This is a genomic window from Sphingomonas sp. (assembly GCF_013812825.1).
In the GTDB taxonomy this organism is placed as follows: domain Bacteria; phylum Pseudomonadota; class Alphaproteobacteria; order Sphingomonadales; family Sphingomonadaceae; genus Sphingomicrobium.
In genome coordinates this window covers 24,779-50,191 of the sequence record NZ_JACCSU010000045.1, presented here as the reverse complement: position 1 = coordinate 50,191, position 25,413 = coordinate 24,779, and the positions used below count along the sequence as shown (strand labels likewise).

The 25,413-nt window shown below is 66.9% G+C and carries 30 protein-coding genes and 1 other RNA gene; 13 read left to right on the top strand and 18 right to left on the bottom strand.

From position 1 onward, the window contains the following. Nucleotides 1-70 precede the first annotated feature (70 nt). From H0T81_RS06010 to H0T81_RS05995, 4 genes are read right to left on the bottom strand one after another with little or no spacing between them, the layout of a single operon-like run. On the bottom strand, nt 71-586 hold the full coding sequence (locus H0T81_RS06010; RefSeq protein ID WP_294010909.1) for an NUDIX hydrolase: 516 nt from the start codon (nt 584-586) through the stop codon (nt 71-73). Continuing rightward, nucleotides 583-1,257, bottom strand: coding sequence for a hypothetical protein (locus tag H0T81_RS06005; protein WP_294010907.1), 675 nt, complete (start codon nt 1,255-1,257; stop codon nt 583-585). Before H0T81_RS06005 ends, H0T81_RS06010 begins: the two co-directional genes overlap by 4 nt. Then, nucleotides 1,257-2,093: a TPM domain-containing protein gene (locus tag H0T81_RS06000; RefSeq protein ID WP_294010905.1), complete on the bottom strand. Its 837-nt coding sequence runs from the start codon at nt 2,091-2,093 to the stop codon at nt 1,257-1,259. The genes H0T81_RS06005 and H0T81_RS06000 overlap by 1 nt, the downstream gene beginning before the upstream one ends. Nucleotide 2,094: 1 nt before the next feature. Further along, the gene (locus H0T81_RS05995) at nt 2,095-2,709 is read right to left on the bottom strand and encodes a LemA family protein (protein WP_294010903.1); all 615 of its coding nucleotides are present in this window, start codon (nt 2,707-2,709) and stop codon (nt 2,095-2,097) included. Nucleotides 2,710-2,817: 108 nt separating this feature from the next. Here H0T81_RS05995 and mscL point away from each other — a divergent pair, with 108 nt between their 5' ends. Next, entirely contained in the window at nt 2,818-3,243 is a 426-nt protein-coding gene (mscL, locus tag H0T81_RS05990; RefSeq protein ID WP_294010901.1) for a large conductance mechanosensitive channel protein MscL, read from the top strand. 87 nt (nt 3,244-3,330) lie between these two features. On the opposite strand, the gene ssrA is transcribed toward mscL, so the two are convergent. Continuing rightward, nucleotides 3,331-3,717, bottom strand: a transfer-messenger RNA (tmRNA) gene (gene ssrA / locus H0T81_RS05985). A gap of 104 nt (nt 3,718-3,821) precedes the next feature. On the opposite strand from ssrA, the gene H0T81_RS05980 reads away from it, so the two are divergent. The 3 genes from H0T81_RS05980 to H0T81_RS05970 all read left to right on the top strand — a co-directional run bounded on the left by H0T81_RS05980 (nt 3,822) and on the right by H0T81_RS05970 (nt 5,674). After that, complete coding sequence (locus H0T81_RS05980; RefSeq protein ID WP_294010900.1) at nt 3,822-4,109, top strand: hypothetical protein; 288 nt, start codon at nt 3,822-3,824, stop codon at nt 4,107-4,109. A 99-nt stretch (nt 4,110-4,208) separates the two neighbouring features. Next, the gene (locus tag H0T81_RS05975) at nt 4,209-4,955 is read left to right on the top strand and encodes an NUDIX domain-containing protein (RefSeq protein ID WP_294010898.1); all 747 of its coding nucleotides are present in this window, start codon (nt 4,209-4,211) and stop codon (nt 4,953-4,955) included. Beyond that, entirely contained in the window at nt 4,955-5,674 is a 720-nt protein-coding gene (locus H0T81_RS05970; RefSeq protein ID WP_294010897.1) for an extensin family protein, read from the top strand. Before H0T81_RS05975 ends, H0T81_RS05970 begins: the two co-directional genes overlap by 1 nt. An 82-nt stretch (nt 5,675-5,756) precedes the next feature. Here the strand turns inward: H0T81_RS05970 and H0T81_RS05965 are convergent, their stop codons facing one another. Continuing rightward, nucleotides 5,757-6,020 (bottom strand): SWIB/MDM2 domain-containing protein, encoded by a 264-nt coding sequence (locus H0T81_RS05965; protein WP_294010895.1) that lies wholly within the window; start codon nt 6,018-6,020, stop codon nt 5,757-5,759. Between the two features lie 75 nt (nt 6,021-6,095). After that, a complete protein-coding gene (locus H0T81_RS05960; RefSeq protein WP_294010893.1) occupies nt 6,096-6,908 on the bottom strand; it encodes an LD-carboxypeptidase in 813 nt (270 codons plus the stop codon). A 47-nt stretch (nt 6,909-6,955) separates the two neighbouring features. On the opposite strand from H0T81_RS05960, the gene H0T81_RS05955 reads away from it, so the two are divergent. Genes H0T81_RS05955 through H0T81_RS05945 form a run of 3 tightly spaced genes read left to right on the top strand, consistent with a single transcriptional unit; the run spans nt 6,956 to nt 9,248 of the window. Continuing rightward, the gene (locus H0T81_RS05955; RefSeq protein ID WP_294010892.1) at nt 6,956-8,350 is read left to right on the top strand and encodes a Mur ligase family protein; all 1,395 of its coding nucleotides are present in this window, start codon (nt 6,956-6,958) and stop codon (nt 8,348-8,350) included. 25 nt (nt 8,351-8,375) lie between these two features. After that, nucleotides 8,376-8,753, top strand: a complete 378-nt coding sequence (locus H0T81_RS05950; protein WP_294010891.1) for a hypothetical protein — start codon at nt 8,376-8,378, stop codon at nt 8,751-8,753. After that, a complete protein-coding gene (locus H0T81_RS05945; RefSeq protein ID WP_294010890.1) occupies nt 8,754-9,248 on the top strand; it encodes a hypothetical protein in 495 nt (164 codons plus the stop codon). Here H0T81_RS05945 and H0T81_RS05940 read toward each other — a convergent pair. Both H0T81_RS05940 and H0T81_RS05935 read right to left on the bottom strand, forming a co-directional pair. Further along, complete coding sequence (locus tag H0T81_RS05940) at nt 9,245-9,796, bottom strand: hypothetical protein (RefSeq protein WP_294010889.1); 552 nt, start codon at nt 9,794-9,796, stop codon at nt 9,245-9,247. The genes H0T81_RS05945 and H0T81_RS05940 overlap by 4 nt on opposite strands. Before the next feature lie 194 nt (nt 9,797-9,990). After that, the gene (locus H0T81_RS05935) at nt 9,991-10,206 is read right to left on the bottom strand and encodes a hypothetical protein (protein WP_294010888.1); all 216 of its coding nucleotides are present in this window, start codon (nt 10,204-10,206) and stop codon (nt 9,991-9,993) included. Between the two features lie 141 nt (nt 10,207-10,347). Between H0T81_RS05935 and H0T81_RS05930 the strand changes: the two genes are divergently transcribed. Further along, complete coding sequence (locus H0T81_RS05930) at nt 10,348-11,589, top strand: histidine kinase (protein ID WP_294010886.1); 1,242 nt, start codon at nt 10,348-10,350, stop codon at nt 11,587-11,589. Continuing rightward, the gene (locus tag H0T81_RS05925) at nt 11,582-12,334 is read left to right on the top strand and encodes a LytTR family DNA-binding domain-containing protein (protein WP_294010884.1); all 753 of its coding nucleotides are present in this window, start codon (nt 11,582-11,584) and stop codon (nt 12,332-12,334) included. Before H0T81_RS05930 ends, H0T81_RS05925 begins: the two co-directional genes overlap by 8 nt. Before the next feature lie 354 nt (nt 12,335-12,688). Here the strand turns inward: H0T81_RS05925 and H0T81_RS05920 are convergent, their stop codons facing one another. Next, on the bottom strand, nt 12,689-13,981 hold the full coding sequence (locus tag H0T81_RS05920) for a cation:dicarboxylase symporter family transporter (protein ID WP_294010882.1): 1,293 nt from the start codon (nt 13,979-13,981) through the stop codon (nt 12,689-12,691). Nucleotides 13,982-14,188: 207 nt separating this feature from the next. Here H0T81_RS05920 and H0T81_RS05915 point away from each other — a divergent pair, with 207 nt between their 5' ends. Then, nucleotides 14,189-14,932: a hypothetical protein gene (locus tag H0T81_RS05915; RefSeq protein ID WP_294010880.1), complete on the top strand. Its 744-nt coding sequence runs from the start codon at nt 14,189-14,191 to the stop codon at nt 14,930-14,932. A gap of 5 nt (nt 14,933-14,937) precedes the next feature. Here H0T81_RS05915 and H0T81_RS05910 read toward each other — a convergent pair whose 3' ends face one another. The 4 genes from H0T81_RS05910 to fsa form a co-directional block, all read right to left on the bottom strand. Continuing rightward, nucleotides 14,938-15,891: a tyrosine recombinase XerC gene (locus H0T81_RS05910; protein ID WP_294010878.1), complete on the bottom strand. Its 954-nt coding sequence runs from the start codon at nt 15,889-15,891 to the stop codon at nt 14,938-14,940. Continuing rightward, nucleotides 15,849-16,436: a DUF484 family protein gene (locus tag H0T81_RS05905; protein ID WP_294010876.1), complete on the bottom strand. Its 588-nt coding sequence runs from the start codon at nt 16,434-16,436 to the stop codon at nt 15,849-15,851. Before H0T81_RS05905 ends, H0T81_RS05910 begins: the two co-directional genes overlap by 43 nt. Before the next feature lie 63 nt (nt 16,437-16,499). Beyond that, on the bottom strand, nt 16,500-18,131 hold the full coding sequence (locus H0T81_RS05900; RefSeq protein WP_294010874.1) for a hypothetical protein: 1,632 nt from the start codon (nt 18,129-18,131) through the stop codon (nt 16,500-16,502). A 97-nt stretch (nt 18,132-18,228) separates the two neighbouring features. Further along, the gene (fsa, locus tag H0T81_RS05895; RefSeq protein ID WP_294010872.1) at nt 18,229-18,879 is read right to left on the bottom strand and encodes a fructose-6-phosphate aldolase; all 651 of its coding nucleotides are present in this window, start codon (nt 18,877-18,879) and stop codon (nt 18,229-18,231) included. Between the two features lie 101 nt (nt 18,880-18,980). On the opposite strand from fsa, the gene H0T81_RS05890 reads away from it, so the two are divergent. Continuing rightward, complete coding sequence (locus H0T81_RS05890; RefSeq protein WP_294010870.1) at nt 18,981-19,766, top strand: enoyl-CoA hydratase; 786 nt, start codon at nt 18,981-18,983, stop codon at nt 19,764-19,766. Between the two features lie 6 nt (nt 19,767-19,772). Here the strand turns inward: H0T81_RS05890 and H0T81_RS05885 are convergent, their stop codons facing one another. From H0T81_RS05885 to H0T81_RS05875, 3 genes are read right to left on the bottom strand one after another with little or no spacing between them, the layout of a single operon-like run. Then, on the bottom strand, nt 19,773-20,183 hold the full coding sequence (locus H0T81_RS05885; protein WP_294010868.1) for a TadE/TadG family type IV pilus assembly protein: 411 nt from the start codon (nt 20,181-20,183) through the stop codon (nt 19,773-19,775). After that, complete coding sequence (locus tag H0T81_RS05880) at nt 20,180-20,641, bottom strand: TadE family protein (RefSeq protein ID WP_294010866.1); 462 nt, start codon at nt 20,639-20,641, stop codon at nt 20,180-20,182. The genes H0T81_RS05885 and H0T81_RS05880 overlap by 4 nt, the downstream gene beginning before the upstream one ends. Then, the gene (locus H0T81_RS05875) at nt 20,638-21,924 is read right to left on the bottom strand and encodes a pilus assembly protein TadG-related protein (RefSeq protein WP_294010864.1); all 1,287 of its coding nucleotides are present in this window, start codon (nt 21,922-21,924) and stop codon (nt 20,638-20,640) included. The genes H0T81_RS05880 and H0T81_RS05875 overlap by 4 nt, the downstream gene beginning before the upstream one ends. A 249-nt stretch (nt 21,925-22,173) precedes the next feature. Between H0T81_RS05875 and H0T81_RS05870 the strand changes: the two genes are divergently transcribed. Next, complete coding sequence (locus H0T81_RS05870; protein ID WP_294010862.1) at nt 22,174-23,406, top strand: toxic anion resistance protein; 1,233 nt, start codon at nt 22,174-22,176, stop codon at nt 23,404-23,406. Further along, nucleotides 23,403-24,197, top strand: a complete 795-nt coding sequence (locus H0T81_RS05865) for a hypothetical protein (RefSeq protein ID WP_294010860.1) — start codon at nt 23,403-23,405, stop codon at nt 24,195-24,197. Before H0T81_RS05870 ends, H0T81_RS05865 begins: the two co-directional genes overlap by 4 nt. A gap of 3 nt (nt 24,198-24,200) precedes the next feature. Here the strand turns inward: H0T81_RS05865 and H0T81_RS05860 are convergent, their stop codons facing one another. Next, the gene (locus tag H0T81_RS05860; protein ID WP_294010858.1) at nt 24,201-25,412 is read right to left on the bottom strand and encodes a CaiB/BaiF CoA-transferase family protein; all 1,212 of its coding nucleotides are present in this window, start codon (nt 25,410-25,412) and stop codon (nt 24,201-24,203) included. Nucleotide 25,413: the final 1 nt, after the last annotated feature.

Below are 25,413 nucleotides of genomic sequence, written 5' to 3'. Positions count from 1 at the left end.
GGGTCGCAAGCCGAAGTTCGACGAACCGGCGATAGTCCGCCGCGACTGAACCTGCGGTGACGGGCCGCGATCAGAAATTCAGGAAAAGCAGAAGCTTGACGTCGATCGCAAATCCCTCGGCGCGCTTGTCCTCGACGAAGGCTGGAATGTCGCGGCGCGCGACCAGGTGGACCTTGATATCCTCGTGCTCGGTGCCGCCGCCCTCGCCCGAGCGGGTGACTGCGTGCGCCCGCACCAGGGTGAAGCTTTCCGACAGCATTCCCGGCGACGCGTGGAAGTCGCCGAGCCGCTCGACGCGCTCGGCGGTAAAGCCCGTTTCCTCCTCGAGCTCCTTGACCGCCGTGTCCTCGACGGTCGCGTCCGGGTCCTCGTCTCCGACCAAGCCGGCCGGCACCTCCAGGCAGCGCCCTCCGACCGCGATCCGCGGCTGGTCGATCAGGATCATCTTGCCGTCATATTCGGCGAGGATGACGACGGCTCGGACATCGCCGACCCGGCTCGCATATTCCCACCGGCCGAGCTTGAGCGCGCGGACGAATTCGCCCTCCCACATCACCTCGGCTTCGTCGGCGGCGGCTTCGCTCACAGCTCGATCAGCTTGTCGGGGATTTCGTTGGTGTCGGTCGACGAGCGCGGGAAATGCTCCCTGAGCACCGCTCCGACGCGTTCCACGGCGGCGACGATCCCGTCCACCGGCCGGCCCGCCTTCACTTCGACGAGCAGCGCGGCCATCGCCTCGCCCCAGGTCTCGGGCGTCGTCACCCTGGTGATCGCCTCGTCGCCGACGATCTCCGCCCGGTGCTCGCCCATCGACAGATAGATGAGGATCCCGGTGCGGCCGATCGTCCGGCGCTCGGCGCCCGCCTTGAAGGTGGCAATTGCCCGCCGCCGCACGCGTCGAGTCTTGGTCGCAGCGGGCGTCAGCGCGAGACGCAGCGGCATGGATTTGAGAAGCAGCAGCGCGACGGTGAATTTGGCGACCGCCAGCACCAGCAGAAGCAGCAGCAATTCGCCGAGCGTCGGCTCGGGCCGCCAGCCGCCCAGGAACAGGTCGAACCACCACTGCAGCAGCGCCGGCGCCGCGGCGAAGATCGCCAGAGTCGCGATCAGGACCAGCACCGCCCAGTGGAGAGCGACGTCGTGGTAGGAATCGCTGAGGTCGGTCGCGACTGCGACGATCTCCCCGTCGCTTGCGCGCTCCGCCGCGGCGATCGCTGCGCTGACCTTGGCGTGGTCGGATTCGCTGAGGCGCTCCATCACCACCCTCCCGACGCTCCACCGCCGCCGAACGAGCCGCCGCCGCCGGAAAATCCGCCGAAGCCGCCGCCTCCCCCGCCAAAGCCGCCGAAGCCTCCGCCGCCGCCCCAGCCGCCGCGCCCGCGCCGCGAGGCCTGGCTCAGCTCGCTCAGGCCCCACAGCACGATCCACGGATCGATGCCGCCCTTGCCGCCCTTGCGGCGCCGATAGCGCCTGCCCGAAGCGCGCCGGAACATCGACAGCAGGACGAACAGCGCGATCATCATCCAGAAGATGACCGGGAACAGGCCGGACCCGGCGTTGTCGCGCTCCCTCTCGCGCCGTTCCGCCGCGCCCGCCTGGCGTTGGGCCTCCTGCGGCGACAGGCTCATCATCTTGATGATCTGGTCGGCCCCGGCGATGATCCCGCCGCCCATGTCGCCGGCCTTGAAGCGCGGCAGGATCGATTCGCGGATGATCACGCTCGACACCGCGTCGGTTAGGAACACCCGGGCGCCATAGCCGGTCTCGATGCGCACCTTCTTCTCGTTCGGAGCGACCAGCAGCAGCACGCCGTCGTCGCGCTTTTCGTCGCCGATTTGCCAGTGCCGGCCAAGCCGGTAGCCATAGTCCTCGATGGTCCGCCCCTCGAGGCTGTTGACGGTCGCGACCACCAACTGCCGGCCGGTCTGCGCCTCGAGCGCCGCCGACTTGCTGGTCAGGTCGAGCTCCTGCTCCGGCCGAAGCAGGTTCGCCTGGTCGACCACTCGCCCGGTCAGCTGCGGAAAGGTCTGCGCCGCGGCGGGCGTGGCCAGCGCAATCAGCGCCAGCCACAGGACGGCGAGGAGGCGCGTCACCTCAGCTGGCGTTGAAGTCGACCGTCGGCGCGGTCTGCGACCCGGCCGCCGCCTCGAACGGGACCTTGGGCTTGGCTCCGTAGAAGACCTTGGCGCCGATCGCGTCGGGGAAGGTGCGGATGGTCGTGTTGTACTGCCGCACCGTCTCATTATAGTCGCGCCGCGAGACGAGGATCGAATTCTCCGTCCCCTCGAGCTGGCTCTGCAGAGTCAGGAAATTCTGGTTCGACTTGAGGTCCGGATAAGCCTCGAACGTCGCCAGCAGCCGCCCGAGCGAACTTCCGAGCTGCGTCTGAGCTTCGTTGAACTGGCGGACCCTGGCGGGATCGTCGAGATCCTCGGCGTTCAGCTGGATGCTGCTCGCTCGAGCGCGCGCGTTGGTCACCTCGGTGAGCACCTCGCGCTCCTGGTCCGCATAGCGCTCGACCGTCCGGACGAGGTTGGGGATCAGGTCGGCGCGCCGCTGATATTCGCTCTGGACATTGCCCCAGGCGGCGTTGACCTGCTCTTCGGCGGTCGGGACGCTGTTGAGACCGCAGCCGGCAAGGCTCAACGCGGCGAGCGGCGCAAGCAACCCCGTCCTGGCTAGTACGGAGCGGCGACGAAGTGCGGTCATCTCAAGTCCCCTGATCACATCCTGTGGCGGGGATAAGTAGAGCGGCGAGTCGCCGCTTTCAATCAGCCGCAACGCGGCTAGGATGCAGCGGCACATGGGAGACGAGTGATGCTCAGGGAATTTCGCGATTTTGTCGCCCGGGGCAACGTCCTCGACCTCGCCGTCGCGGTGATCATCGGCGCGGCGTTCGCGACCATCGTCGCCAGCCTGACCGACGACATCATCATGCCGGTGGTCGGAGCAATCTTCGGCGGGCTCGATTTCGCCAGCTACTTCACGGTGATCGGCGCGGTGCCGGACAGCTACTCGGGCAGCCTCACCAGCTACGCCGACCTCAAGCGAGCCGGGGTCGCGGTGATCGGCTGGGGGCAGTTCACCACGGTGCTGATCAACTTCCTGATCCTCGCTTTCGTGATCTTCCTCTTGATCCGCTGGGCCAACCGGCTGAGCGGCCGCGGCGCCGATGCACCAGGGGGCCCGAGCGAAGCCGAACTGCTCACCGAAATCCGCGACGAGCTCAGGCGCCAGAAATAAGGGAAGTAGGAGGCTTCTGTTGCCCGGTGCCTCGCGCTTGTTTGGAAAGTCCGAGGGATTCTGTTGCCCGGCTCCCTCGGAGGCCGCTGGAATCCCCTTCTGTTGCCCGGTGGGGTCCGACCGCGCTTTTGTCATTGTAACTTCAGACCGTTAGGCCGTCAGTTACGCAGCAATTGCGAGCGCCTCGTTATCGTTGGCACTTGTGGTTATGAACGGTTTTACGGCTCATTCAGGCCGGCCGGCAATCAGGCCTTTACTGCACTCGTCGATCCTATTTCGCCCCCATCAGCAACCCCCGCGCCGGGTCCCATCAAAGTACTACTTTGATGGGGTCCCCATGCGGGGGCTGATGGTGGAGGCGCCGGGGTACTGCCCCCCGGGTCCGAAATGCCTATTCCACCTAACATTCTACCGACATAGCCGGGTCGCCCCGGCCCGTCCTAAATAGGCGTTTTGCCCCGAATTCTCAAGGTTGGGCCGGTCGATCCCCGCGAGGAACCGAATCCAGGCACTGGAATTTGCACCATTGCTGCTGTTATGCCCGACCCCGGCAACAGCCGAACCGAAAGGGATCTTGAATGAAGAAATTCGCATTCGCGCTGGTCGGCGCGACCTCGATCGCGCTCGCCGGCTGCGGCGGCCAGGGCGACGACACGCTGGGCGAGAACGTCCAGGAGAATATGGAGAACCAAGCCGAAAATCTCGACGCGCTCGCGGCCAATGCGGGCGACGCGGAGGCCGAAGCGCTCGGCAACCAGGCCGATCAGCTTCGCGAGGAAGGCGAGCGGCGCGAGGAAGCGATCGACGACGCCGACGTCAACGCCGGCAACCGGGCTGAAGTGGATCAGGCCGTCAACGGCATGTAGGCACGCCGGCCCTTGCCGAACGCAGGCCGCCGGCGGCCCCCCTCAAAGGGCGCCGGCGGCCTTTTTCTTTGCCCACCGCTGGCCTAGGCGGCGGGCGCGATGAGCGACGAGCCGATCCCCGCGGCGACCCTGGTCTTGGTCCGCGACCGCGACCGCGGGCCGCCCGAGCTGCTGATGGTCGAGCGAGCCAGCGGCATGGCCTTCGCCGGCGGCGCCCTGGTGTTTCCCGGCGGCCGAATCGACGACGCCGACCGCGAACTTGCCGGGCGCTTCGGTCTTGCCGACGGCGGCGCCCGGGTTGCGGCAATCCGCGAAACCCTCGAGGAGACCGCGGTCACGGTCGGGATCGCGCCCCTGCCCTCGTGCGCCGACACCCTCGCCTTGCAGCGCGCACTGGTCGCCGACCGACCGTTCGGCGAGCTGCTTGGCAAGAGCGGCCTGGAGCTCGATCTCGAATCGCTGACTCCGCTTGCCCGCTGGCTGCCCAATTTCCACGTCACCCGGCGCTTCGACACCTTGTTCTTCATCGCCGCCGCTCCAGCCGGAGAGTGGCAGCCGTCCGTCATCACCACCGAATGCAGCGGCGCCTTCTGGCTGACTGCGGCCGAGGCGCTCGAGCGCGAGTGCAGCGGGGATGCGCGGCTGATTTTCCCGACCCGCCGCAACCTCGAGCGCCTGGCCGGGCACGACAGCTTCGCGGCGATGCGCGCCGATGCGCTGGCGCACCCGATCGATCCGATTACGCCGTGGGTCGAGGAGCATGGCGGGGAACGGTTCATCACCATCCCCGGCGACCTCGGCTACCCGGTGACCCGCGAAAAGCTCGACGACCTCTGGCGCGGCTGATGCGAACCGCTTTGTGGTGGCTGCTGTTCCTGATCTTGGTCGCCGCCGGGTACCTTTACGGACGCGAGTATGTGCGCCGCCACCCGCAGGACTTCCCGTGGACCGAGCTGCGCCTCGGCGATCCGGTGGGGCTGTTCACGGTGCGCAAACTGGCCGCGCTCGGCGACCAGCCGGCCCAGTGCCGCGCCCTCCTCGCTCAAGCCGGAGTCGGCGATCTCCCCGCGCCTCCGAAAAGCAGCGGCGCCGACTGCGGCTATGCCGACGGGATGCGCCTGGGCGACGAAGGCCGGACGGTCGCGTTCGTTCCCGCCGGACTGGTCACCAGCTGCCCGGTCGCCGCCACGCTGGTCCTGTTCGAGCGCGACGTCCTGCAACCCGCGGCGCGCCGCCATTTCGGCCGGAGAGCGGCGATCATCGATCATTCGGGAAGCTACTCGTGCCGACGATTGTACGGGCGCCTGGAGGGCGAGTTCAGCGAACATGCGACCGCCGACGCGCTCGACATCATCGGCTTCCGCCTGACCGACGGCACCCAAGTGAGCGTCGTTCGGGACTGGCGCTCGAGCGGCCCGGAAGGGCGTTTCCTGCGCGAAGTCCGAGATGGCTCCTGTCGCCTGTTCGCAACGGTGCTGTCGCCGGACTACAACGCCGCCCACGCCGATCATCTGCACCTTGACCAGGCGGAACGCGGCAGGATCGGCGGTGGCCTGTGCCGCTAGAGAGGCGATTCGCCCTCTGCGGCACATGAAAAAAGGGGACCCGCTCGCGCGGATCCCCCGGTCGACTAGCCCTGGAGCCGGCCTATTTCAGATGCCTCGAGAGATGCTTGTTCATCTCGAACATGCTGCAGCGGTCCTTGCCGAAGACCTTCCGGAGCTTGTCGTCCGCTACAATTTCTCTTTTGTTTTGCGGGTTTTGCAGGTTGTTCTTGCGAATGTGATCCCATACCTTGGAAACCACCTGGCTGCGCGGCAGCGGATCATTGCCCGTGATCGCCCCGAGTTCCGGTGAAGGTTGAACCGGGCGTGCCAATCCGCCCCCTGCTGTCCTGCCTGATTTCGCCATGAGCGCCCTCCTGTTGTTGTCCGCTTTTGTAGAGCGCAAAGGCGGCCCCTTTGCAATGGATTCCACACCTGAAGATCAGCTTATTTCGCCCCCGAACGGAACCACCCGGTTAGCCGCGTCGTGGCCGATGTCCGCGCGGCCGCCGAAAGCGATGCCGGATCGGGCGCACCAATCCTCGACGATCGCCAGCTCGTCGCCGCCCCACACGGGGTCGTTGGCGAGGATATCGCCGACCCGGCCGAGGCGAATCCGGGCGACAGCTCGGACATTGGCGCTGGCGGTCACGTGGAACATCGCGCGGTCGATCCGGTAATGGTGCTCGCTGACCTCCTCGAGCAGCAGCTCCGCTCCCGCCAGGTCCAGCTCGAGCGGAGTCCCGAGCAGGCACGACAGCACCGTCAGGTTGAACGCGAACGCCGGAGCCTGGATGTCCGGCTCGAGCGCCGAGCGGTCGCGCCGCACCAGCCAGTCGAGCGATCGGGACACCGCGGCCTCGCCGCCGTCGCGCAAGATGTCCCGCGGCATCGGCCCGTGCGCGACCTTCAGCCCGGCGCGATGGAAGCCGGCGAGAAGGAAGCCTGAGTCGCTATAGCCCAGATAGAGCTTGGAGGCGGCCGCTTGCGGCAGGTCGGCCAAGGCAGCCTCGGCGATCCGGTTCGAGCCGTAGCCGCCGCGTGCGAACCACATGGCATCGACTGACGGGTCGGCCATCACCTCGCGCAAAGCGGCCAGGCGCTGGCCGTCCGCTCCGGCGAAATGCCCGTCCGACAGGAAGCACTGCGCATGGAAAACCAGTTCACAGTCGCCGCGGCGGTCGGCGATCGCCTGCACCCGCTCGGCCGCCTCGCGCTGCAACGTGTTGCTTGGAGCGACCACGGCGATCTTCATTGGGCCCCCATTTGTCATGTCGGCCCGCGTTCAATAGGGCACCGCCGATGAATGATTCCACCTTCTTCTGCGGCATCGGCGGAAGCGGCATGCTGCCCCTCGCCTGCATCCTTCGAGCCTGGGGCGGCCGCGTCGCCGGCTCCGACCGGGCGCTCGATGCGGGCCGGGTCGCACCCAAGTTCGCTTATCTGCGCTCGCTCGGAATATCCTTGTTCCCGCAGGACGGCTCGGGGCTCCAGCCGGGGATGACCCTGGTCACTTCGGCGGCGGTCGAGGACACCGTCCCGGACGTCGTCCGCGCCCGCGAGCTCGGGCTTGCGCACCTGACCCGGCCGCAATTCCTCGCCCGGCTGCTCAACGGCGCTCAGCGCAGCGTCGCGGTCGGCGGCACCAGCGGAAAGTCGACCGTGACCGGAATGATCGGCTGGATCCTCCACGCCTGTCACCGCCAGCCGACGGTGATGAACGGCGCGGTGATGAAGAATTTCGCGACCAGCTCGGCGCCCTTCGCCAGCGCCCTGGTCGGCGACCCCGAACTATTCATCAGCGAGGTCGACGAAAGCGACGGCTCGATCGGGCTCTACACGCCCGAGGTCGCGGTGCTGACCAACATCAGCCTCGATCACAAGGAAATGGCCGAGCTGCGCGCAATGTTCGCCGGCTTCCTCAGCACGGCGCGCAAGGCAGTGCTCAATCTCGACGATCCCGAAACCCGAGCGCTCGCCGACCTGGTCAGAAGCGACAAATGCGTCGGCTACGGTTTCGACAGCCCCGGCGCGGGGCTGATGGGCAAGCAGCTCGAGCTGCTGGCCGACGGTGCGACGTTCGCTGTCGAGGCCGAGGGCGAGCGCCACGAGGTCCGGCTGGCGATTCCCGGCCGCCACAACGCGTCCAACGCGCTGGCGGCGCTCGCCGCGACCCGGGCGCTCGGTGTGCCGCTGGCCGACGGAGCCGCCGCGCTGGCCCGGTTCGAAGGGTTGACTCGGCGGCTCGAAAGGGTCGGCAGCGCGGCCGGAGTGACGGTGATCGACGATTTCGCCCATAACCCGGACAAGATCGACGCCACCCTGGCAACGATGCGCGCCCAGCCGGGGCGGCTGCTGATCCTGTTCCAGCCGCACGGCTGGGGCCCGTTGGCGAAGATGGGCAACGAGCTCGCCCACAGCTTCGTCCGCGGAATGGCGTCCGACGACCGGCTGTACCTGCCCGACCCGGTCTATCACGGCGGCACGGTCGAGCGAGCGCGCGGATCGGACTGGCTCGCCGAGGCTGTCCGGGCCAAGGATCGCCACGCCGAGCACATCCCCGAACGCGCGGCGATCGGCGACGCCCTGGTTGCCGAGGCGCGCGACGGCGACCGGATCCTGATCATGGGAGCGCGCGACGATTCGCTGAGCGAATTCGCCGCCGAACTGGTCGAGCGGCTCGGCGCAAGGAACTGATCCGCTCATTCCGCGTCACTGCTGAATGGCCAAACCCGGCACCGTCACCGGCTGGAAGCTGCCGCGCGATGAGCGCGAACGGCTGCTCGAGCGCTTTCCGCCACGCTACGATGATGTGATCGCCGACCATGTCACGCTGCGGGTCGGAGCGGCCCCCCAGACGCCGCTGCCGCGCAAGCCCGAAGCCCGGGTGATCGGGCGTGCCGACGACAATCACAGCCTCGAATGCCTGGTGGTCGAGCTGGACGGCACGACCGATCGGCCAGACGGCTCGACCTACCACATCACCTGGTCCTTGGGTCCCGGGCGCAAGGCGCGCGAAAGCAACGACGTGCTTCGCGACCGTGGCTGGGAGCACATCGAGGCGCCGATCCCGATCGAGCTCGAGCCGGCCCGCTTCTAGATGCGCAAAGGTCAACCGCGCCTGTTCCTCGACTGCGACGGAGTGCTCGCCGATTTCGACGCCGGCGCCAAGGCGCTGCTCGGGATGACCCCCGCCGAATTCGAGGAACGCGACGGCAAGCGGGAGTTCTGGAAGCGAATCGCCAACGCCCGCAATTTCTACGGATCGCTCCCCGAAATGCCCGACGCCCGCCGGCTGTTCGATGGGGTCGAGCATTTGAAGCCGACCATCCTGACCGGCTTGCCGCTCGGGAACTGGGCGGCCCCGCAAAAGGTCCGATGGGCGGCCGAGCATTTCCCGGGCGTTCCGATCATCACCTGCATGGCCCGCGACAAGCACCGGCACATGGAGCCGGGCGACGTGCTGGTCGACGACCGCGAAAACCACCGCTCCTCATACGAGGCGGAGGGCGTGGTATTCGTCCATCACAAGAGCGCCGAGGACAGCCTCAGCCAGCTGGCGAAGATTTTTCCGTCGGTGAAGGCGGCAGCTTAAGCCGCCGCGATGGCGTCGACCTTCTCGACCCACTCCGGCCAGAACACCGGCTCGCGATTCGACCAGCCGGGGGCGGTTGCCGCGCTTTCGCTGATCGACTGCAGCAGGACTCGCCGGCGGTCGGGGTGAAGATGCGGCAGCGCCGCGGCCGAGCAGAAGGCCGAGGGCAGCCAGGGCCGGGCCGAAGCGCCGATCAGCCGCTCGTAAAGGAACCGATAGGAAGCAAAATGCGGCAGCCGGTCCTGGCCGAGATCGAACGCGGAAACCGTGATCAGCATGCCGATGAACGGCTCGATCATGTCGAGTCCGCTGTCGTCGGGAACCTGGAGGCGCATGTGGTCGAGCTGCTTGTACAGCCGTCCCTGGGCACGGATCGAAGCGGCTTCGCCTTCATCGCGAGCCCAGCACTCGATCGGATCACGGCGGCCGTACGCCACATCGAGCGAGCGCCGAATGTAGCGCTGCGTCGCTTTGGAGAAGCTTGCGAACTCCTTCATTTCGGAGATCAGCATTGCCCCGCTGGCCGGCTGACTCGTCCGCGTAATCATGAACCCGACTCCTTTCGTCTAGGCGGGATCATGCGGCGGTTTGTGTTGCGTATTGATTAACCATGGTCCCACCCCCCGTTCAGCTTGAATCAGAGGGGAGACTCCACGGCAACATGAAATCTTCACACGATGTCGGTTAAAGTCGCCACTGTTGATTATTTGCAACGCGGCGAGTTTTATTTCGGTCCCGCAACTTATTCGGGAAAACTGGACGACGGGACTGGGTCGTCACTCTGGCCAGGCTGCGCAGCCGCGGGCGGATCGGAGGCGTCCATCGACTCGTCGCTGCCGACGTCGGCCTTCTTGTCGAGGTTGTGCGGATTTTCGCGCAGTTCTTGTTCCAGCTCGTGTTCGGGGTCGTCCGAAAACACCGGCGCGGGCGACACGTCTTTCTTCTGTTCGCCATTCATCTTTTTCACTCCTGCCTGCGAGGCGTCAACGAGGGCGCGGCATGGCCGTTCCGCGCCGCTTTCGACGGAGGAGCGTTGTGCTTCTGCCAAACGACCGGTGGCCGATTGCTTTCGCGACTGCCGATGGCCAGATAGAGTTAGATGAACAATCATTCAGAAATCTCGGCCGCCCGAGTCCTGCCGCGCCGCGCTGCGGGTTCGCGATTCGCGGACTGGCCGCTGGCGCTCAAGTCCATCCTCGGCTTCTGGCTGGTCTATTATGTGACCGTCGTCGCGCGGTCTTTCCTCAGCCCCGACCCGGGGACGATCCTGTTCAACCGGTCGTTCACGCTGATCATCGGCATCGTGCTGACCTTCGTCGTCTACAGCGCGATCAAGCTGTTTGCCCGCCGCGAGAATTTGCGGCGGTTGATCCTCGTCGGAGTGGTCGCATCCTTTCTCGCCGCCGCCGTTCAGGCGGCGGTGCTGATCGCGGTCGACCGCTATCTGGAAAAACCGCAGGACGAGCTGCGCTTCACGTCGCGCGAGGGCTACTCCATCACCGAAACCGGCAACATGATGCGGGTCGAGCGAGATGGCCAGGAGCCGCTGGTCCTGACCTTCCCGAGGATCGGCGAGCTGCAGCCCTGGTTCCAGTTCCGGGTCGCAGCCGATTCCACGGTCACCTGGTTCTTTTTCTTTGCCGCGTGGAGCGCCTTCTACATCGCCATGCTCTCGCAGGCGCAGGCGCTCGGCGCCCAACGGCGAGTCACCGAAGCCGAAAGCGCCGCCCGAGCCGCGCAGGTCCGGGCGCTGCGCTACCAGGTCAACCCGCATTTCCTGTTCAACACGCTTAATTCCCTGTCGTCGCTGGTCATGTCCGGGCGGCCGCAGGAAGCCGAGGAGATGATCCTCAAGTTGTCGACCTTCTTCCGCTCGAGCCTGTCGCTCGACCCTTCCGCCGACGTCACCTTGGCCGAGGAGATCGCCCTCCAGCGCCTCTACCTGGACATCGAGCGGGTGCGCTTTCCGCGGCGGCTCAAGGTCGAGATCGACGTTCCGCGGGAGCTCGAGAGCGCGCTTCTGCCGGCGCTGGTCCTGCAGCCGGTGGTCGAGAACGCGATCAAGTACGGAGTCTCGCCGACGCGCGACAAGGTGGTGCTCCGGATCGTCGCGCGCGAGGCCGGGCCAGGGCGTTTCGTGGTCGAGATCAGCAACAGCGGCAATCACAAATCGGCGCGGCAGCGCGACGACACGCCCGAAGGCACCGGGGTTGGCCTGGGCAATGTCTGCGAGCGCCTGCGGGCGCGGTTCGGCGAGGCCGCGCAGTGCGAGTTTGGGCCGATCGACGGTGGCGGCTATCGTGTGGTGATGACGCTGCCGTTGGATCGGGCCGATGGGTGACGAGGCCGAGCTAAGGATATTGATCGCAGACGACGAGCCGCTCGCAGCCGAGCGTCTTCAGTTGCTGCTCGCCAAATGCTCGGGGATCGACCTCGTCGGCACCGCGAGCGACGGCGAAAGCGCCGTCCGGATGGCCCAGGCGCTCGAGCCCGACGTGCTTTTGCTCGACATCGCCATGCCCGGGCTTGACGGGATCGACGTCGCCCGCGCCATCGCCGGTCCCAACAGCTCTCCTGCGGTCGTGTTCGTGACCGCCTTCGACCAGTTCGCGGTCGCCGCGTTCGAGGTCGCGGCAGTCGACTATCTGATGAAGCCGGTCGATCCGGAGCGGCTCGAGCGCGCGCTCGGCCGAGCCCGCGCCTATGTCCGGCAACGCCGCGAGGAGCCGGGCCGGACGCCCTCGAAGACTTCGCAATGGCTCGACGAGTTCTGGGCCTCGGACCTGACCGGCCTGGTGCGAATCGCTGCGCGCGACGTCGACCGGGTGTCGGCCGAGCGCGATTACATGCGGCTGCACGTCGGCCGCCGAAGCTGGCTGATCCACCATTCGATGACGGCGCTCGAGGAAGGTCTCGATCCCGAGCTGTTCGTGCGCCTGCACCGCTCGGCGATCGTTCGACGGGACTTCATCGCCGGCTTCACCCGCAACCAGTCGGGCCGCTGGATCGCGCGTCTCGCCGACGGCGGCGAGCAGCCGGTCGGCCGGCTTTATTCGGATCGCGTCCGAAGCATCGCCGGGCGGTAAATGTTACGCCCGGCCGCCTGGGGCAAGGCAGCCGGGCGCTTCGGGTCGGGCCGCACTGATGCTCAGACCATCAAGCCCGACAATTCGGCCTGGGCGACCGTCGGCAGCAGCAGGATCGCCGAAACGATCGTCGCTGCCAGCATCGTCAAGATCTTCATCGTCACGCTCCTTCAAAATCGCGGCGCGGACCCTCTGGGGGATTGAAGATCTCGCGTCGCAATTTCCCGCTAGCCGGTCGCGGTCCGGAATTCCGCTGCCCCTCGACCAGCGCGCGGCAAGGTTCGGCGATCGTGCGCCGCAGCGACGAACGCCGCTTGCTGGCCGCCGAATCGACGAACGGCGGTCAGCCGGCGTTCAGGCTTCGGGCGCCTCGTCGCCGGTCGACCGATCGACCGCCGCAGTCACCGCGACATCGAGCGTGACGTTGCCCAGCGTTCGGACGATATCGGGGATCATCTCCACCGCGACGAGCAAAGCGAGTGGTGCGATCGGCACTCCCAGCGCCATGGCGATCGGAGCGATCGAGCTGATGAAGGTGATCTCGCCCGGCAGGCTGATGGCCGCGTAGCTCATCACCGCGCCAACAGCGGTCGCCGCGATCACCTGACCGATGCTCGGCTCGTAGCCGAGCCAGTGGGCGACGTAGAAAGCGACCGCGACGTTCATTGCCGGACCAGTGCCTCGGAACAAGGCGACGGCAATCGGCAAGGTGACGTCGGCGACCCGCTCGCGGATTCCCATCAGCCGCGCCGCGGCGAGCATCGCCGGCAGGGACGCCAGTGACGACCGGGTCGAGATGGCGACGCTCTGCGGAGCGATCATCGACTTGGCGAAGGTGCCAAGGCCGATCCGGCCGGCGAGGATCGCGATCGGGTAGCCGACGAGGGTCACCGCAATGCCAATCGCCGAAACCAGGACAATATAATGGAGGACTCCGGCGAACGCGGCGCCCCCGGCGCTTGCCCCGACCGTGAAGGACAGAGCGAACACTCCGACCGGCGCGATCCACAGCACCCAGCCGATGATGACCAGCAGGGCGTCGGAAATTGCCTCGAACAAAGCGAGCAGCGCCCGGCGGCCCTGCTGGCCGATGCGGGTGATGGCGAGCGCGAAGAAAAGCGTGAAAACCACCAGCGGCAGCACGTCGCCGTTGGACGCGGCCGCGATGACATTGTCCGGGATGATGCCGCGCATGAAATCGGCGATCCCGGGCATCTGTGGCGCCGCCGCGCCCTGATCGAGGCCGGCGAGTCCGGCCTGCAGCGCCTGAGCGGCTGCTTGCGGCAGCGGGAAGAGGCCGGTGAGCAGCTGGATCATCAGCATCCCGAAGATCGCCGAGGCGGTGCAGACGATCACGATCCACATCACCGAACGTCCGGCGATTCGGCCTGCCCGAGCGGCCTCGGCGCCCTTCGCGATCCCGACCACCAGCAGCGCCACGACCAGTGGAATGACCGTCATCTTGAGCGCGTTCAGCCACAGCCCACCGACCAGCCCGGAAGCCTGCAGCATCGGCTCGCGGATGCCGTCGCCGAGCCTCGCCGCCCCCGCCCCTAAACCGAGCCCGAGAACCAGCGAGAGCAGGACCCAATAGGACCTGCGCCCTTGCACCGGCTGTGCGACGCTGGCTTCGGCCCGCTCGCTCAAGCGGGATTCCGCAAGCGGTAGTCGGCCGCCGGCAGCATTCCAAACGGTCGCATCAGCCCTCCATCCGCACTGGCGCCTGCGCTTCCCATAGCACGGGGCCTGACCCGCGCCAGCCGGTGAAAATGAAGCGGCCCGAGGCTTGCACGGCCGCCATTTCGCGCTAGGACTTCGACATTCGTCAGCCATTCCTTGGGGGGAGGAAGAGCCTTGGCAACCGTCACTTCACCACGAGCCGAGCAATTGTCGGCCGAGCGCCGCTTCTATTCGCGGATGGCGCTGTTCCTGGTCGCCCTGGCGTTCCTCGGCTTCGCGCCCAGCTTCTACTTGCGCGACATCGTCCCATCCTATCCGCGGCCGAACCCGACGCTGACGCCGGGAGTGATTCTGCACGGCGCCTTGTTCACCTTGTGGATGCTGGTGTTCGTCGCCCAGACGCAGCTCGTCGCCAACGGCCGGACCGACATCCACATGAAGCTCGGCAAGGCGTCGATGCTGCTGGCGCTGCTGATCGTGCCGATGATGTATCTGATCGGCGTCTGGCAGGTGGAGCGGGCGAACCAGCCGCCGTTCACCGACCCACTCAACTGGACCGCGGTGCCGCTTTCGGCAATCCCGCCCTATGTGGTTCTCGTCTGGACCGGGTGGGAGCGTCGCAGACAGGCGCAGTGGCACAAGAGGGCGATGCTCGGCGCCGCCATCGCCGTGGTCGCCGGGCCGGCAATCGGCCGCCTTCCGATCGCTCCTCCAATCTTCGCCGGTTTCGCCTTCCAGATGATGCTCGGCCTCGCTCTGTTCGTGCCGTTGATGCTGTGGGACCGCCGAAGCACCGGCCGAATCCATCCGGCGACATGGCTCGGCTTCGGCGTGGTTGCCGCCTCGGTCGTCATCAGCCTCGCTTTGGTCGGCACCGGCACCTGGGCACCGATCGCTCGGCAGCTGCCGGGGATCTAGACCGATCAAGCTCGCGGGTGGGCGTGGCGGTAGACGTCGAGCAGTCGCGCCGCGTCGACCGCGGTGTAGATCTGGGTCGACGACAGGCTCGCATGGCCGAGCAGCTCCTGGAGCGCTCGAAGGTCCGCACCGCGGGCCAGCAAATGAGTCGCGAAGCTGTGGCGCAATGCGTGCGGGGTCAGGCTGTCGGGGAGCCCCAGGCGCTGGCGCGCGCAGCGCACCGCCCGTCGCACCAGATCGCCGTTCAACCGGCCGCCGCGGGCGCCAACGAACAAGGGCGTCTCGCCGCGCAGCGGGAACGGGCATTGGCGCGCATAGTCCTCGATCGCCTGCGCGACCGCGGGAACGATCGGCACGACTCGCGACTTGGAGCGCTTGCCGATCACCCGGATCGACGGTCCGACCGGCAGCACCCGAGCGGTGAGCGACAGCGCTTCGGCGACGCGCAGTCCGGCGCCATAAAGCAGCAGCAGGATCGCCAGGTCGCGGGCTCCGATCCACTCGGCCGAGGCTCCTCCCGCCGCGTCGTGGGCCAGCCCCATCGCGTCCTCTGGCGAGGCCGGCCGCGGCAGGGTCCGCGGCCGCTTCGGGGCGCGGGTGCGGGGCAGCTGCGCGGTCTCGCCCAGCTGCTCGGCCGCATAGTTCAGGAATGCGCGCACCGCCGACAGCTCGCGCGCCGCGGACGACGCTCCAAGGCCGCTTGAGCGGCGGTCGGCGAGAAAGGCGCGAAGGTCGGATGCGTTGAGCGCCAAGAGCGCGAATCGGCCGATCTGCTCGCCTCGGTGGCGGCCGAGGAAGTGGATGAAGCGGTGGGCGGTGGCGACATAGGCGCGCACGGTGTGCGGCGATCGCCGCCGGTCATGCCGGAGATAGCTGCCCCAGCGCTCGGCCAGCGCCGGCGCCGGGTCGTGCTCCCTCAGCTCGTCGCTGAGTTGGTTGGGCGGGGGTCGGTCAGCCACCGGCGCAGCATAGCGCCAAGGCTGCGGCCAAGGAACATCAGCAATTCCGAGCCGTGGCGGGCATCGAGGCTCTGCTCGGTGCGTTGGCCGAGCGCGATCAGGCCGCGGGGCAGGGGCGGCTCACAGTCGATTCGGATCAGGGCCTCGGCGCGAATCAGGTCGCAGGCCGGACCGAACAGCGGATGGCCGCGCTCGACGGTGCGCATTTCGACCCCGTCGACCTGGTCGATGGCTCGGGCGAGGATTTGCGGCTCGACCAGCTGCACCCCGTTGCCGTCGGAGCGAAAACCCTGCTCGCCGACGATCAAAGACAAGGCGACCGCGTCGATTCCGAGGATCAGCGGCCATTCCTGGGTGACGACGTGGAGCAGCGCCTCGATGCTGTCGGCCTCCAGTGCCGCGAGCACCGCCGCATGGATCGCGGACACCGCGCCCGAATGTCCGCGCGCGAAAGCGATCAGATCCTGGTTGGCTTCCTCGATGACCCCGAGCCGTTCGCGCAGGTGCGCGACCGCCCGCTCCTCGAACTGGATCACCCGTCCCATGCGGCAAGTGTAACCCGCCGGCGGTTAATTTCCTACAACCCCGGCCGGTGAGCGATTGAGCGCTTACCTCGGCTCATGTTGAGTCGCATGCGCCTTCGCCTCGCGCAGCTCCACGCGAGTGCCGTCGCCCTTGCCGGCGACCTCGAGCAACGCGGCGTAATAGCGGCTCGCGTGGCTCATGTTGCCGGCCAGCTTCGCCGCCCGAGCCGCCCCGTACAGTGCCGCCAGGCGACGCGGCGCTCGCGCCATCGAGGCTTCGAATTCGCGCATCGCCTCGGCCGGCCGGCCAAGCTCGAGGAGCAAGTCACCGAGCTGCTCCCTGGCCGGAAGCACGGCCCCCGGCGTCACCGGATGCTTCTCGGTCGAATCGTCGAGATCGGCGGCCGCTCGCATCGCCTTGAGCGCGTCGTCTTTGCGGCCCTCGGCAAAGGCGAGCCAGGCGTCGGCAACCTGGCGCTCGATCGCCACCTGCGTGCGCCAGTCATAGGTGCCGGGAGGGATGACGAGCGCCTGCTCGACCTTGCCGAGCTCGGCGACCTCGCGGCGCGCAAGAGTGGGATTGCCACTGCGCGCGGCCCCGACCGCTCGGGCGAAGTAGATGTGCGCCTTGCCCCATGCGAAACTGTCGAGCGGCGCGTAGCCGCGGACGTTCTCGTGCAACTCGAGCGACGCGGCTTCTTTCCAGCGACGCCGCTCGAGCACCAGGCGCGCCGGGATCGCGGTTGCCGCGTAGCCGACGGTGAAGACGGGCGGTTCGACGGTCTTGATCGCGTTGAGCTCAGCGAGAACGCGCTCGGCTTCGCGGTCCTGCCCGGTCTGCAAATAGCCGTAGGCGAGATAGTCCATTGCGTGCAGCCGCTGGTCCCACTCGCCGGCCATGCCTTTCGACCTCGCGTACGCGCGTCCGGCTGCGTCCGCGGCCACGTTCGAACGGATCATTTCTTCCCACAGGCCCAGCCGGGTGAAAATATGCGAAGGCATGTGCTGCGCATGCGCGGAGGCCGGCGCGATGCTCGCATAGCGCCGCGCCGCTTCGAGCCCTAGGCGGGCCAGCGCGGGATAATCGAAGCCGTGGATCAGGTAATGCGCGACCCCCGGGTGGTTCGGCGCATCGGGCAGGATCCGGTTCAGGATCGCCGCCGCTTCCTTTTCCCGGGCATAGGTCGGATCCTGATCCATCATGCCGGCCGCGATCAACTGCAAGGCGTGAAACAGAGCGGCTTCGCGGTCGTCGGGATAACGCTTCGACAATCGGTCGAGCGCCGCCAGATAGGCGAGCGTCCTGGTCTTGTGATCGACCGTCGCGGCATCGCGGTAGAAGGTATCGAGCGCGGCGATGTAATCCTGCTCGCGCTTGCTTCGCGCTCCGAGCGCCCGCGCCTTGGCAAGAGCCGCACCGGCTTTCTCCAGCTCCGCGGGCGTCGGAGCGGCCCACAATGGGTGGTAATTGCTCATGGCGACGCCCCAATGGGCGATCGCGCAGGTCGGATCGGCCTCGGCGGCGGCGGCGAACGCCTGCTCCGCCGATGCATATTCGAACGAGTGGAGCCAGCCGAGGCCCGTTACCAGCTGCGCCTGCGCGGTCGCATTGCAGGTCGATTGGAAGGAAACCTGTCCGAGCCGGGGACCGTGATCGTGATCGCCTTCGTGCGGCGCGGCGAGTGCGATCGCAGAAGCGATGATCAGTGCGTTCATGGTCAGGACCTCCCCCCGGTCATTGATAAATCAACCGCGCTGAGTCGCGCAAATCAGCCGCAATTGTTCGCTTGCGTCCGTGTCAATGACGCCCCGCTCAAATCTTCTGCCCGCTCGCCTGCCAGTCCTTGAGGAAGCCGGCGATGCCGGCGTCGGTCAGCGGGTGCTTGAACAATTGATGGATGATCTTGGGGGGCGCGGTCATCACGTCGGCGCCGAGCTTGGCCGCCTCGACGACGTGGATCGGGTGACGCACGCTGGCGACCAGGATTTCGGTCGCAAAATCGTAATTGTCGTAGATCATTCGGATGTCGGCGATCAATTGCATGCCGTCGAAGCCGACGTCGTCGTGGCGGCCGACGAACGGCGAGATGAAGCTCGCGCCGGCCTTGGCCGCGACTAGCGCCTGGGCGGCCGAGAAGCACAGGGTGACGTTGACCATCGTCCCGTCGCCGGTCAGCGCCTTGCACGCTTTGAGGCCGTCGGGCGTCAGCGGCACCTTGATGGCGATGTTCTTGGCGACCTTCCGAAGCACTTCGGCTTCGCGCATCATCGAATCATAGTCGAGCCCGACGACTTCGGCCGAGACCGGCCCTGGGCAGACTTCGGCGATGTCCTTCAATACCTCGATGAAATCGCGTCCCGACTTATGAACCAGCGACGGATTGGTGGTCACCCCGTCGAGCAGCCCCGTGGCGGCCAGGTCACGGATTTCGGAGATTTCGGCGGTGTCGGCGAAGAATTTCATGCGTCGGCTGGCCCTTGGCTGCGTGGCTTTGGCGGGCAATAGCCGCTGGCGGGCAATCCGTCATCCGATTCGCCTGTCTGATTTGCGATGGAGCGACAGGGATGAGCGAGCATGTGTGGATCGAGAGCGGCGGCGGAGTGCTCGCCGTCACCTTGGTCCGGCCCGAGCGGCGCAATGCGATCACCGTCGCCATGTACTCGGCGCTGGCGGACGCGATCGGCCAGGCGCAGCAGGATCCGTCGCTTCGGCTGATCACTCTGCGCGGCGAAGGCGAGGATTTCACCGCCGGTAACGACCTTGCCGATTTTCTCGCCGCAATGCCGCGGGACGGCCCAGGGGACGGGGACGAGATTGCCGTCTGGCGCCTGCTTCGGGCGCTCGCCGTCAACGAGCTGCCGGTGATCGCAGCGGTCCACGGCAACGCGATCGGCATCGGCACCACCGTGCTGCTCCACTGCGACTTCGTGCTGGCCGAGGAAGGGACGCGCTTTTCGCTGCCCTTCGTCGACCTGGGGCTGGTTCCGGAGGCGGCGAGTTCGTTGCTGCTGCCGAGCCTGGCCGGCCGCCGCCGGGCCGCCCGCTATCTGCTGCTGGCCGAGCCGTTCGGGCCCGAGGAAGCGGTCGAATGGGGGCTGGTTACGAGGGTCGTGCCGACAGGCGGGCTCGACCAGGCCGTGTCGGAAACGGTCGCTGCGCTGCTCGCCAAGCCGGCCGAGGCGCTTCGACTGACCCAGAAGCTGCTTCGCCACGGCAGCCGCGACGAGATGCTCGAGCGCTTCGAGCTCGAAAACGGCCACTTTTCGGAGCGGCTGCAGTCGGCCGAGGTCAAGGAGGCGATCACGGCGTTCTTCGAAAAGCGGAAGGCCGACTTCACCGGCCTCGGCTGATCCGCATCAGGTGACGGGCAGGTAGACGACCTTGCTTCGAGTCAGGGTCACCGTCGGCCCGGGCACCAGCAGGAAATCCATCGGCGTCGTGTAGGTGATGGTGAGCGTCTTGGAAGTGGTATTGGTCACCGGCGCGGCAACGGTGAAGGCCCCGTAGCCCTGGCCGAACAGCTTGGCGTTCATTCTCGTCGTAATCTGCGAGTCGGTCGGTGTCGGATAGAGCGTCGCCAGCCGTGCCCCTTCGCCAAGCGCGTGCTGCATCCCGGCATTGGCCTGGTACAGGAGCCCGAGGCGGAAAATGCCGTAGATCAGCAGGACCAGCACCGGGACCGCGATCGCGAACTCGATCGCCGCCGCTCCCCGCTGGTTGCGCCGAAGGCCTTGCCGGTTGCGCATAAGAAGAATGGACCTGGTCATTGCGTGCGCAAGCCTGCTTCGGCGTTGATCGTGTAGGTGCCGTCGGCGTTGGCGCCCGGGAAGAACCGAGTCCCAAACATCGGCGAGAACTTCTTGTTGATCGAAACGCTGATGTAGCGCGCATAGTTCTGACCGCTCGCGCAATTGGTCTCATAATTGCTCGACCGCACGCCGTTGCATTCGAGCCAGTAATCGACGGTGACATCGGTTGCGTTGACGCCGGCAGCGGTCGCCGCCTCGGCCCGGAGCGTCGAGTAAGTGCTGGTCGTCGTGCGGTATTGCTGCACCTTCTCGATCGATCGCTGGGCGGCCTGCTCGAGCTGCAGCTTGGCCGAATACGCTCGGCTGATGTCGACCATCCCGACGAGCAGGGTCGCAAGGACCGGCGTCACCATCGCCATCTCGATGATCGACGCGCCGCGCTCGTCGCGGGCGAGGGAACGGACGAAGCGGATCATTCGACGAGCCTGATGCGCTTGCCCGCGAAGCTCTGGGCGCCCGAGCCAGTCGGGCAGCTGTTGGAAATCCCGCTGTTGCCGGTGAAGGTCACTCGGCGGCTCACCAGCTGCAGGCAATTGGTGTTCATGCCGGTGTTGCCGCTGAACTCGAGATCCTGCTGCGGGAAGTAGAACGCGCCTTCGAAATAGGAGGTGCTGCTGCCGGTCAGAACATTGTCGTAATTGGTGCCGGTGCCGTCGATTGCACGGCGGTCCTGGTAGATTAGGATGCCCTCGAAATCACCCGACCGCGGCGCGGTCCAGTGCATCTGGGGCGAGCCGGTGACTCTGAAGTTGCCGATTGTCGCGGTTGGGGACGGATCGCTGTTGGTGAGCACGATCGTGCATTCGTCGCAGGTGACATTCGCCTGGGTGCCGATCGATACACTGCCGCCATCGACATAGATCGTACCTCTCAACGTCGCGGTGCCGGCGATGTTCAGGTTTCCGACGCAGGTGACGCTGGTGGCGCTGGTGCCGAGCGTGCCGGTCGAGTTGTTCGGGATATTATGGTTGCCGTTGCAGCTCTGACCGGTTGGCGGGTTGACAGTTCGAGCCGGATTATTGAACGGATCTTCCTGCGCCACCGTGAAGGGCTGAAGCGTCGTCCCGCTGCCCCAATTGTTGCTCGCCGGAATCCCGCCGACGGCGGCGACGGGGCTCGCGACCACCGTCGAGGCACCGGTCGCGACCGCCGCGTTCATCGAGGTTGAATTGGTGATCATTCCGCAGCCGAGGTTAAGGCTGGTGCTGCCGGTCGCGTTGATTCCGGTGACCGCCATCTCCTCGAGACTGATGACGCAATATTGGCCGCTCGGAACCACCGTGGCCGTCGCGCTGACGCTGATCGTCGGGGCGGTCGGCAGGAACAGCGAGGAGAAGCTGAGCGACTTCTGCACCGAAAGCGCCACCCGGACCGCATTGGGGTCGCTGGTGTAGGCGCCGACGCTCGGAGAGCTCGTGACGTTCTTGGTCGTCGTGATCCCGACGTGCGAGTTGACCTGAAGGTCCCGAGTAACGGCGTCCTGGACGCCGCTATTGGCTCCTTCCAGCTGAATGATGGAATAGACGCCGGCCATCGCGGCCGAATCCGCGGCACGCTGAAGCTGCCGTTTCCACAGCGCCCACTCGATCGTGTCGCTGGCGAGCCCGGCCGATCCCAGGACCAGCGGCAGCGCGGCGGCAGCGATCACCAGCGCGTTGCCGCGCCGGTCGCGCCACAGGCTCCTCAGGAAAGCAATCATCGGGTTGTCCCCAGCCAGTCGATGCGCATGACGGCAGTATCTAGCGCCGACAGGGTGAGTGAAGGGTTCAGGCACATGGTTAACTCGCGTTCACCATTGATCGCGGGCTCCGACTACTTGCGAACGCCTGTATTGCACCTATAATACAGTTACATCCTCTGGCGCGGCATTGGGTCAGCCGTTCCCCGTCGCCCTGCGATGCGCTAGAGGGCCGCGAAGCCCGCGATGGGCATTGAGAGGGATTTGAAGATGGCGACCGAACCAGGGACCGCTCCAGCCGCCGAGACCGCGACGGCGACCAAGCTCAAGCTCGACCCGCCCGAAGCCCTGCAGCCGATCGCGACCGCCGAGGCGTCGGGCCTGGTCCCGCTCAAGAGCGATGAAGTCAGCGAGCTCGACAAGAAGGTCGCTCAGTTCGTCGACGAGCTGGCGGCGCTCGACAGCAACAGCCCCGATTTCGGCAAGAAGGTGGATGCTCTGACGGCGATGGGGCGCAAGGAGATCGCCGAGGCGGCGGGCGCGTCCAACCGTTTCCTCGACCGGCCGGTGCGGGCGATCGACGCCGACACCGGCATCGGCGCCGACCTGACCGAGCTTCGCCGAACCGTCGAGGACCTCGACCCGGCGCGGCACGGCAAGCTGATGCAGAAGAAGAAGCTGTTCGGGATCATCCCGTGGGGCAACCGGCTGCGCAACTATTTCGACAGCTACAAGTCGAGCCAAAGTCACATCTCGGCGATCCTCGCCCGCCTTGCCTCGGGCAAGGACGAGCTGCTGATGGACAATGCCGCGATCGACACCGAGCGCGCCGGCCTGTGGAAGACGATGCACAAGCTCGAGCAGATGATCCACATCTCGCGGAGTCTCGACAAGAGCCTCGAGGACAAGGCCAACGAACTCGATGCGACCGAGCCCGCCAAGGCCAAGGCGATCCGCGAAACCGCTTTGTTCTACACCCGCCAGCGGACCACCGACCTGCTCACCCAGATGGCGGTCACCGTCCAGGGCTATCTGGCGCTCGACCTGGTCAAGAAGAACAATGTCGAGCTGGTCAAGGGCGTCGACCGGGCCTCGACCACCACCGTCTCGGCGCTTCGAACCGCGGTCACGGTCGCCCAGGCGATGACCAACCAGCGCCTGGTGCTCGAGCAGATCGGAGCGCTCAACACGACCACCGCCGGGATGATCGATTCGACCGGCGAAATGCTGCGCACCCAGACCGGGTCGATCCACGAGCAGGCGGCGTCTTCCACCATCCCGCTGGAGACCCTGCAACGCGCGTTCCAGAACATCTACGAGACGATGGACCAGATCGACCGCTTCAAGCTGGAAGCGCTCGGCAACATGAAGCAGACGGTCGAGACGCTCTCGACCGAGGTCGAGAAATCGAAAGGCTATATCGCCCGCGCCGAAGGCGTCGAGCAGGCCCGGATCAAGGGGCCGGCCGAATCCTCGCCGTTTACCGCAATCGAGACAAAATGAGCGTCGAGTCCCTCAATGCGATCGTCGCTCGCGCCCGCGAGGGCATGGACGAGGCGGTGACGAGCGCGGCGCGGGTCAACAAGACCCTGACCCGCGCGGACCGGGTGATGCAGCAGGAGTCGCTGCGCGACGGGCCGGCGCGCGAAGCGGCGCGGCGTGAACGCCAGCGCCTCAACGAAAGTCTCAAGCGCAGGACCATCCAGATCGGCGTCGCCATCGGCGCCATCAGCATCGTCACGATCGTCATCGGGCTGATCCTTCCGACCGGAATCGGAATGTTCGGCTTTTTGGCCGCGGTTGGCCTCGCGATCGGGATCGCGGCGATGCTTACGGTCATGCCCACTCCGGAGCGCAGCGCCGCCGCTCCGCCCGCCGACCTTCCCAACGGCGAGATGGTCCAGCGTTTCGACTCGTACATCTACCGGAGCCGCGCCGCCCTGCCCGCACCCGCCCAAGCCGAGCTCGACTCGATCAGCGCCGCGCTCCCCTCGCTTCGCCAGACCCTTGAGCGGGTCGATGCGCTCGACCCCAATGCGCAGGACGCCCGGCGGCTGATGTCGCTGCACCTGCCGGGGCTGATCGAACGCTATGCCCAGGTCCCGCACGCCTATCGTGGCGAGCGCGATGGCGAAGGAATCAGCGTCGACGAGCGGCTGGTCGAGGGGCTGTCCGCCGGGCGGGCGGCGCTCGCCGAAATCTCCGAAAAGCTCGCCCGCTCCGATATGATCGCGTTCGAGACCCAGGGCCGCTTCATCAAGTCGCGCTACGGCGAGGAGCGGATCGACCAATAGAGCCTAGGCGACGATGCCGTCGGCTTTGAGGCGCTCCAGATCCTCATCCTTCACTCCAAGCTCGCGCAGCACCTCTTCGCTATGCTCGCCCAGCGCCGGCGGCGGCCGATCGGAATCGCAGCGCTCGCCGTCGATCCGCACCGGCGAGCCGACCATCGGCACTCCGCCGATCGTTCTCACCATCGCCCGGTGCTGCGCCTGGACGTCGGCCAGAGCCTGGCCGACGCGGTTGATCGGCCCGGCCGGTATCCCGGCGGCATCGAGCTTCTCGAACCATTCCGCCGCGGGCTTGCCTGCAATGCATTGGGCGACCAGCCGGACGATCTCGCCGCGGTTGGCGACCCGCGCGCCGTTGGTCGCGAAGCGCTCGTCGCCGGCCCATTCCGGATGGCCGCACATCTGCGCGAGCCGGGCGAACTGGCGATCGTTGCCAACGGCGATGATGAGCGGCCGGTCGGCGGCTTCGAACGGCTGGTACGGGACGATGTTCGGGTGGGTGTTGCCCTGCCGCGGCGGCTCGTCGCCCGAGACCAGCGCGTTCGAGGCCTGGTTGGCGAGCATCGCCAGCTGCGCGTCGAACAGCGCCATGTCGATATGCGCGCCCTCGCCCGTCTTCTCGCGCCTGTGGAGCGCGGCGAGGATCGCGACGCAGGCGTACATACCGGTGAACAAATCCGCGATCGCGACCCCGGCCCGCATCGGCCCGCCGCCGGGCTCGCCGTCGGGATGGCCGGTGACGCTCATCATCCCGCCCATCGCCTGGATGATGAAGTCGTACCCGGCGCGGTTCGCGTAGGGGCCGTCCTGGCCGAAGCCGGTGATCGAGGCGACGATCAGCTTCGGGTTGGCGGCACGCAGGGATGCGCCGTCGAGCCCGAACCGGGCGAGTCCGCCGACCTTGAAATTTTCCACCACCACGTCGCACTGCCCGGCCAGCCGCCGGACAAGCTCGGCGCCCTCCTGCGTCGCGAAGTCGATCGCCGCCGAGCGCTTGCCGCGATTGGCCGAGAGGAAATAGGCGGCGACGCGCTGGTCCCCCTCGCCGTGCCACGGCGGGCCCCAGTGGCGCGTGTCGTCGCCCGCCCCCGGCCGCTCGATCTTGATCACGTCGGCGCCGAGGTCGCCGAGCAATTGCGTGCACCACGGCCCGGCGAGCACCCGGCTGAGGTCGAGCACCCGGATACCGGTCAGCGGCCTTGTCTCGCGTTGCGGCATG